Raw genomic sequence first — 6,929 nt, forward strand, 5'->3', positions numbered from 1 at the left:
CTTTGATAGAACTGCCCTCATTTCACATTAACTAACAAACATAAAATCATCTGTTTTTCCTTCTTTTAATAGCTTTATAACCACTGTGTTACAGCTTTTTAAAAAATGAATATAGGGTTGAGCTTACTTGGTATTTTATCAAATTTGAAAAACTTTATTGAATTTAATGTGTACGAAAGTCAGTATACGCAAAATAATTTTACTGAAAAGCCGATTTTGTTAAATGAGGAATACCTCACTGGGTGCGACTATACGAACAAAAATTCATTGCCAGAGGTGAAAGCTTCAGATAATCAGCTAAAAACAGACTGGCAGCAGATACTTTATTCGTTGACGGAACTTAGCCCGTTTCCAATTGGGATTGTATGCCTGAAAAGCCAACAAGTTCTCTTTAAAAACGAATTATTAGCGCCTTTTTTTGGAATCGATTCAAGTCAAACATTCGACAAAGTTATCCCTGGTTTTTATGCCCAGCCTGCTTTATGGACTCAATTAGTTAATAAGCTTAAAAGTGGCGACCCGATCAATAATTGTGCTGTAGAGGTAAAAAAAACCAATGGTGATACCTTTAAGGCACAAATTTCAGCTAAGGTTGTTAATTACGAAGACAAACTGGCGGCACTATTCATATTCATGAATAGTACTGAGTATTTAAAAAACCAGCAGGAGAGTTTCTTATTAACAAATTCTGTACAACAAATAACAGATCCTATTGGCTTCACACACAGCCAGCCGAATTTGGTAGATGTTAACTCTTCTATTGTAAAGATTACAGGTAATCTGAGTACCCGAAGAGGTGAAAAAATCTCAATATTACAGGAGTCAAAAGTAGATTTACGTCTGATGGAACGTGCAATTGCTGCTAGTAGTAATGGGATTATTTTGACAGATCCTAATCAACCAGATAATCCCATCATTTACGTCAATCCAGCCTTTGAGTTGATCACAGGCTACTGTGCCAGTGAAGTTATTGGAAGAAACTGCCGCTTTTTGCAAGGAAATGATTCAGAGCAAGTAGCCCTTCAGGAATTACGTAGTGCTATTCAAGAACAAAGAGAATGTCATGTCATTTTACGGAATTACCGCAAGGATAATGTACCGTTTTGGCATGAACTATACTTAGCTCCGGTGTTTGACAATTCTGGTTATCTGACTAATTTTATTGGTATCCAAACTGATATTACTCACCATCTAGAAGCTCTTGAAGCATTACGAAAGCAAGAAGAACAGTATCGCCGCATTGTACAAACAGCAACTGAAGGAATTTGGGTACTCGATAGAGACAATCGTACTACTTTTGTGAACCAACAGATGGCAACAATGTTGGGTTACACCATTGAAGAAATGATGGGTGCAACGCTGTTTTCTTTTATGGATTCAGAAGGGCTGGAGATTGCCAATGCTTACCTTTTACGTCGTCATCAAGGGGTTCACGAAGCCCATGATTTCAAATTTCGCTGTCAGGATGGTTCAGACCTCTGGGTAATTATTTCTTGTGCCCCGTTATTAGACGACCAGGGAAATTATGCTGGAGTCCTGGGGATGGTTACTAACATCACTGACCGGAAACGAGCAGAAGCTGCACTCCAAGAAAGCAAACAACGTTTGGATGGAATTTTATCTTCTCTTGAAGATGTGATTTGGTCAATTTCTGCTGATACTTTTGAGACCCTTTATCTCAACCCCTCTGCCCTGAAAGTTTATGGTTATTCCGTATCAGAATTTTTTGATAACTCTAATCTTTGGTTTGAAGTCATTCACCCAGAAGATCAGCAACTAGTTTATGCTGCTATTCAATCATTATTCTTAACTGACAAGCAAGAACTAGAATACCGAATTGTCAGACCTGATGGGCAAGTACGTTGGCTGTTGAACCGAAGCCATTTAATTTATGACGCTTGTGGTCAGCCGATTCGTATCGATGGAATTGCAACAGATATCACTGAACGCAAACTTCTTGAAGAGAAGTTAGTTCACAATGCTTTTTATGATGCTCTGACTGGACTGCCCAATCGGATTTTATTTATAGACAAGCTAGAACAAGCCATTACAGAGATAAAAAGTAATCCAGATAATTTATTTGCTGTCCTATTCCTTGACCTGGATCGTTTCAAAGTCGTCAACGATAGCTTAGGACACTTAGTTGGCGACCAACTATTGGTCACACTTGCTCAACGTTTACAACAGTGCCTCCAGCCTGACGATACTGTTGCTCGCTTAGGTGGAGACGAGTTTACCATTTTACTTTCCCATATTCAAAGTATTGAAGATGCTACATGCATCGCAGAACATATACATCAGGCATTAAAGTCGCCCTTCAACTTGTGTGGATATGAAGTATTTATGACTGCTAGCATTGGTATTGCTTTAGGTACAAACAAATACACTCAACCTGCGGATTTACTTCGAGATGCCGATACTGCCCTTTACCGCGCTAAAGAGCAGAGTCAAGCTGGGCATATAGTATTTGATACTACTATGTATCATCGGGCAGTAACGCTGTTGCAGTTAGAAACTGACTTGCGCTGGGCAATTGAACGACAGGAGCTGTGCCTTTACTACCAGCCAATTATTTGTATGAAAACTGGAACAATTACAGGATTTGAAGCGCTCGTTCGCTGGCAACATCCAGAACGTGGACTTATTTCTCCAGGCGAGTTTATTCCTATAGCAGAAGAAACTGGACTAATTATCCCAATTGGTCAATGGGTATTAACTGAGTCTTGTCAGCAATTGCGACAGTGGCAACTACAATTTCCTGCCATCAAGCCCTTGACCATCAATGTTAACCTTTCTGGTAAACAGTTTTCTCAACCTCATCTAATTGAACAAATCAGCCAAATTCTCCAAGATACTAGTCTTAACCCTAGCAACTTAAAGCTAGAAATCACTGAAACTGCAATTATCGCCTCTCCTGAAAAGGCTACCTCCGTCCTTAAGCAACTTAAGGCTTTTGGTTTGCAATTATGTATTGATGATTTTGGGACAGGTTATTCATCTCTAGCTTATTTGCATCATTTTCCCATTGATGTTCTCAAGATTGACCGCTCCTTTATTAATCGCATTGATAGCGATACTGAACAATTCGCTATTGTTCGGGCTATTGTTACTTTAGCTGATAACTTAGGAATGAGTGTCGTTGCTGAAGGAGTAGAAACAATTGATCAATTAGTACAACTTAAATTGCTACAATGTCAACAAGCACAAGGTTACTTATTTTCAAAGCCCTTGGCTCAAGAACAAGCAAGAATTTTACTAGCTTCTGAGCAATCTTTTTTCAGCGCATAAAAGCATACATTAAAGAAGAATTCAGCTATTCACCAATTCTGGAGTCAGAATCAATATATAATTCTTGGAAAATCAGAAAATTTTGCATCGAACTAATAAATTAAATTCGCAATCTCAAATGCCGGCGATATTTCTAGATAAAGATGGCACTTTAATTGAAAATGTACCAAACAATGTTGATCCGCAATTAATCGAAATGAAAATCGGTGCTATTGAAGGATTACAAATACTTAGCAAAGCTGGATATAAATTAATTGTGATTACTAACCAGTCGGGAGTAGCACGGGATTATTTCCCAGAATCTGCCTTGGCGGGAGTGGAGGCGCGATTGAATGAAATATTAGAAAAAGCGGATCTATGGCTAGATGGGTTCTACTACTGTCCCCATCATCCAAATGGTGTAATATCTGAGTATGCAATTGCTTGCGAATGCCGTAAACCAAAACCAGGCTTGATTTTACGCGCAGCTAGCGAACAAAATATAGATTTACCAAATTCTTGGTTTATTGGTGATAATCTCAGTGATGTAGAAGCTGGACATAGTGCAGGGTGTAAAACGATTTTGATAGATCAGGGTAATCAATCTCAGCCCCAAATGTCTCCTTTAGGAATTGCTGACTATATTTTGGTTAATCTTTCAATAGCAGCACAGGTGATATGTAAGCATTCAGTATCTAATTTTTAGTGTTTCTGGCATGGAGTTATAGAAATTGCTGGAACAGGAAACCTGGAAAAATTTAGATTGATGACAAACAATCTGCCATTCTGGTCAAATAATTCGTCGTTCTACAGTAGACTTCTCAAATATGCTGCACCAATATAATAAATAGTTCCTTATCGTCTAGTGCTTAAAATGGCTGTACCTGCTGGAATCCGCCTTTTTTCTATGCTTTGAGCGCACGTTTATTAAATGCTGCCACTGTAATGCGAGAGATGATGGGATTAAACTTTGAACGTGCAAAACTTGAGGACATCTGCAATCATAGCCTCTCAACAGGAATGTAGCTTAGGAAATACCAATGAACTTAACCATTCAACAGATTGTGCCGGAGGACGTTGCATTAATGGAAGCTCTATTAGCGACCTTTGGTGAGGCGTTCGATCAGGTGGAGACCTATGGGAATCCACCTAGTCCAGACTATCTGCGGCAACTGCTTGATAGTGACTACTTCATTGCGATCGCCGCATTGAAAGAAGGTGAGGTCGTTGGCGGTCTTACTGCCTACGAGCTTAAAAAGTTCGAGCAGGAGCGCAGTGAGATTTACATCTATGATCTAGCTGTTGCCGCCGCACACCGACGGCAGGGAATCGCAACGGCATTAATTCAGAAGCTGAAAGAAGTAGCAGCAGCTTATGGAGCTTATGTCATTTTCGTCCAAGCGGATATCGGTGACGATCCAGCCATTAAACTTTATACAAAGCTGGGCAAGCGCGAAGACGTATTGCATTTCGATATACCAGTTAATAGCGGCAATGACAATGCCTAATACTTATCTGGTTGGTTCATGATCGAGATTTGTGGTGAGCGATTTTCAGCCTTAGCATCATCTGAGATTCAAGGCTTGGAGTTTAATGGCTAACGAAAATTTTAATCAAGATGCGCTCGCTACGGCAATTGTGCGGATTCATGAAGTTAGCTGATTAATAAGTCCCGCATAAACACGGATTCATTCTTGCTGCCTTTCAGTAAAACTGCATTATACAAGTTTTGAAGGTGCATTTATGACTAATACTACAATGTTAGATAACCGTATAAATAAGCAAATAAAATTTGAACCATTAGAAGCGACAGTAGCAGCAACAGAAGAAGAGTCAGTAATATTAGCCGAAAAGCTCACACAGGTGGCAATTTCTTTATCCGTATTGTTACAAGTACTGAATATAGCGAAATACGATAAGGCAGCAGCTTTCCGCTACGCTGACAGATATATAAACAATATCAAAAACTCGAAATGGGTTATTATCAAAACGGCTTGAAATTTTCCGATTAAATCCTCGGTTAGATATTTTTCTTATGATATAAACTCTCAGTTTTGATTATTCCAGGATCATTTTTTCCCATCATGCTCAACAACTTTACAAGCCTTACCTCTGTATCCTGCGTCCTTGACAATATGATTCAGTTTTAAGGCAGATTCTAACGCTTCAGTTCTATCAGGTAAATTGGTTAACACATCCGTTTTTGTGCCAGAGTTAGATTCTATATAAACTGAGTAAGTCACTTTAATCCCCATTTGTCTTTATCTCTTATTGCTCTACAGTCAAATTCCATATCTTGCCCAAAAGCTATAGTTAATCTTCAATCAAATGATTTTCTATAGTGAAGAAAAGCGAAATTGATTTAGTTCACACCATAATTACCTCCCAACCCCGGAAAAAACTTACTCCAAACACTTTGCTCTTTTGAAGGTGATTCTTCTGAGCCTAAAACATTCTCTAGCCCTCGCTGATTACTCTGAATCTCCCGCATATTAAGAGAATGAATCACCTGGGCTAACTCTGGATTTTCTTCTAACAGTTTGGCTTCAAGCTCTAACTCCTGCTGCAACAGTTGGGCATTTCGGCGCAAGAACATCTGCTGATTGTGTCGCTGTCTGATCAGGGATTCAGTTAGGTGTAATTGTTCTTCAAAACTCAAATTGTCGTATTCGTCGTTATACATGAGAATTCTTCTCCAATTAGCTTAAAAATTGATTTTTAGGAAAATTAAGAATACGGTTCAACTAATTAAAAATGTTTGATTCCTCCATAAAGTAATTGATATCCTAGTCGGAGCCTGGTAATAAATTCGTCAGTATTGCGATTTCCCCAAACAGGATTACTACGGCTTTTTATCCAGTTGATTGAACTATGACAAATCTCATTATGACAACGGTAGCACGTAGGAAATGTAGATTGACCAATGATGTCGTTGCCGTAGTAAGCGTGATGGATTTCTTCACTTTTCTTAGTCAAGCAAACGACACAATAATTGTGAGTTTTTCGGTGAGCGATCGCTACTTGTTTTCTGTACTCTTTGGGATTACCATATCGAGCATTCCAGTTTAATCGTCTGTGTAGCCGAGATTTTCTAATAGTAATGTCACCCCCTTTTCGTTTAACTCTTGCCCCGTTAATTCGTGCCACTTCTGTTTAATTTCCTGAAAATGTGGTCTTCTCCCTAATTCTGTTGCCCATTTTCTTATTTCTTCGTACCAGTCAACCTGCTGCTGTGAGGATTGCTGATTATTTTTAGAACTATTAACAGTGTCAGCATTCGGTTTGGAATCTTGTTTTTGTTCCAGACCTTTGATATCAAATTCCGGGATTAGAGCAACAAAGGGATTAGACCGAGTGGGAATCACTAAGGCATAACGTACACCAGCTTTATCTAGTAGTTCGCAAGCTTGGCGTAACATCTCCAAAATCTCTTTTTTGACATTTACAAAGTCTTGGGGATGGTCAAGAATATAAGAGGATGTTTGCCCTGTGGCAATAAAACAGACATTCTTTAAGGACGGGCGACTAAATCCGGTTTCTCCAGAGAGCGGGGACTGGCCCATAAACACCCCATGTCCTTTAAGTCCAGCAGTGAATTTGATGATATAGTTCCAAAAACCCTGCAAATCTTTGGCAGTATCAGCATCAACCATTCCTGGAAG

7 protein-coding genes and 1 pseudogene are annotated in these 6,929 nt (G+C 39.1%); 5 read left to right on the plus strand and 3 right to left on the minus strand.

The window, feature by feature from the left end:
* The first annotated feature begins 105 nt into the window (after positions 1 to 105).
* The 4 genes from G1O98_RS35920 (at position 106) to G1O98_RS35935 (ending at position 5,265) form a co-directional block, all read left to right on the plus strand.
* A complete protein-coding gene (locus G1O98_RS35920; RefSeq protein ID WP_175586998.1) occupies positions 106 to 3,288 on the plus strand; it encodes an EAL domain-containing protein in 3,183 nt (1,060 codons plus the stop codon).
* Between the two features lie 118 nt (positions 3,289 to 3,406).
* Positions 3,407 to 3,973 (plus strand): HAD family hydrolase, encoded by a 567-nt coding sequence (locus G1O98_RS35925; RefSeq protein ID WP_163938915.1) that lies wholly within the window; start codon positions 3,407 to 3,409, stop codon positions 3,971 to 3,973.
* Positions 3,974 to 4,307: 334 nt separating this feature from the next.
* Positions 4,308 to 4,775 (plus strand): AAC(3)-I family aminoglycoside N-acetyltransferase, encoded by a 468-nt coding sequence (locus tag G1O98_RS35930; RefSeq protein WP_163938917.1) that lies wholly within the window; start codon positions 4,308 to 4,310, stop codon positions 4,773 to 4,775.
* A gap of 235 nt (positions 4,776 to 5,010) precedes the next feature.
* The gene (locus G1O98_RS35935) at positions 5,011 to 5,265 is read left to right on the plus strand and encodes a hypothetical protein (protein WP_163938919.1); all 255 of its coding nucleotides are present in this window, start codon (positions 5,011 to 5,013) and stop codon (positions 5,263 to 5,265) included.
* A gap of 71 nt (positions 5,266 to 5,336) precedes the next feature.
* Here the strand turns inward: G1O98_RS35935 and G1O98_RS35940 are convergent, their stop codons facing one another.
* Both G1O98_RS35940 and G1O98_RS35945 read right to left on the minus strand, forming a co-directional pair.
* Complete coding sequence (locus G1O98_RS35940; RefSeq protein WP_163938921.1) at positions 5,337 to 5,522, minus strand: hypothetical protein; 186 nt, start codon at positions 5,520 to 5,522, stop codon at positions 5,337 to 5,339.
* Between the two features lie 107 nt (positions 5,523 to 5,629).
* Entirely contained in the window at positions 5,630 to 5,950 is a 321-nt protein-coding gene (locus tag G1O98_RS35945) for a hypothetical protein (RefSeq protein WP_163938923.1), read from the minus strand.
* Positions 5,951 to 6,138: 188 nt separating this feature from the next.
* Here G1O98_RS35945 and G1O98_RS35950 point away from each other — a divergent pair, with 188 nt between their 5' ends.
* Positions 6,139 to 6,336: a hypothetical protein gene (locus G1O98_RS35950; protein WP_163938925.1), complete on the plus strand. Its 198-nt coding sequence runs from the start codon at positions 6,139 to 6,141 to the stop codon at positions 6,334 to 6,336.
* On the opposite strand, the pseudogene G1O98_RS35955 reads toward G1O98_RS35950, so the two are convergent.
* Positions 6,333 to 6,929, minus strand: a pseudogene (locus tag G1O98_RS35955) (hypothetical protein); the annotation flags it as partial. The gene G1O98_RS35950 and the pseudogene G1O98_RS35955 sit on opposite strands and share 4 nt — an antisense overlap.

This window comes from Nostoc sp. UIC 10630 (assembly GCF_010747425.1).
Classification (GTDB): domain Bacteria; phylum Cyanobacteriota; class Cyanobacteriia; order Cyanobacteriales; family Nostocaceae; genus Nostoc.

What these genes read in the sequence shown, in the direction of transcription:
- G1O98_RS35950 (WP_163938925.1), top strand. Translation starts at nt 6,139, where the DNA reads ATGACAAATCTCATTATGACAACGGTAGCACGTAGGAAATGTAGATTG.
- G1O98_RS35920 (WP_175586998.1), top strand. Translation starts at nt 106, where the DNA reads ATGAATATAGGGTTGAGCTTACTTGGTATTTTATCAAATTTGAAAAAC.
- G1O98_RS35930 (WP_163938917.1), top strand. Translation starts at nt 4,308, where the DNA reads ATGAACTTAACCATTCAACAGATTGTGCCGGAGGACGTTGCATTAATG.
- G1O98_RS35945 (WP_163938923.1), bottom strand. Translation starts at nt 5,950, where the DNA reads ATGTATAACGACGAATACGACAATTTGAGTTTTGAAGAACAATTACAC.
- G1O98_RS35935 (WP_163938919.1), top strand. Translation starts at nt 5,011, where the DNA reads ATGACTAATACTACAATGTTAGATAACCGTATAAATAAGCAAATAAAA.
- G1O98_RS35925 (WP_163938915.1), top strand. Translation starts at nt 3,407, where the DNA reads ATGCCGGCGATATTTCTAGATAAAGATGGCACTTTAATTGAAAATGTA.
- G1O98_RS35940 (WP_163938921.1), bottom strand. Translation starts at nt 5,522, where the DNA reads ATGGGGATTAAAGTGACTTACTCAGTTTATATAGAATCTAACTCTGGC.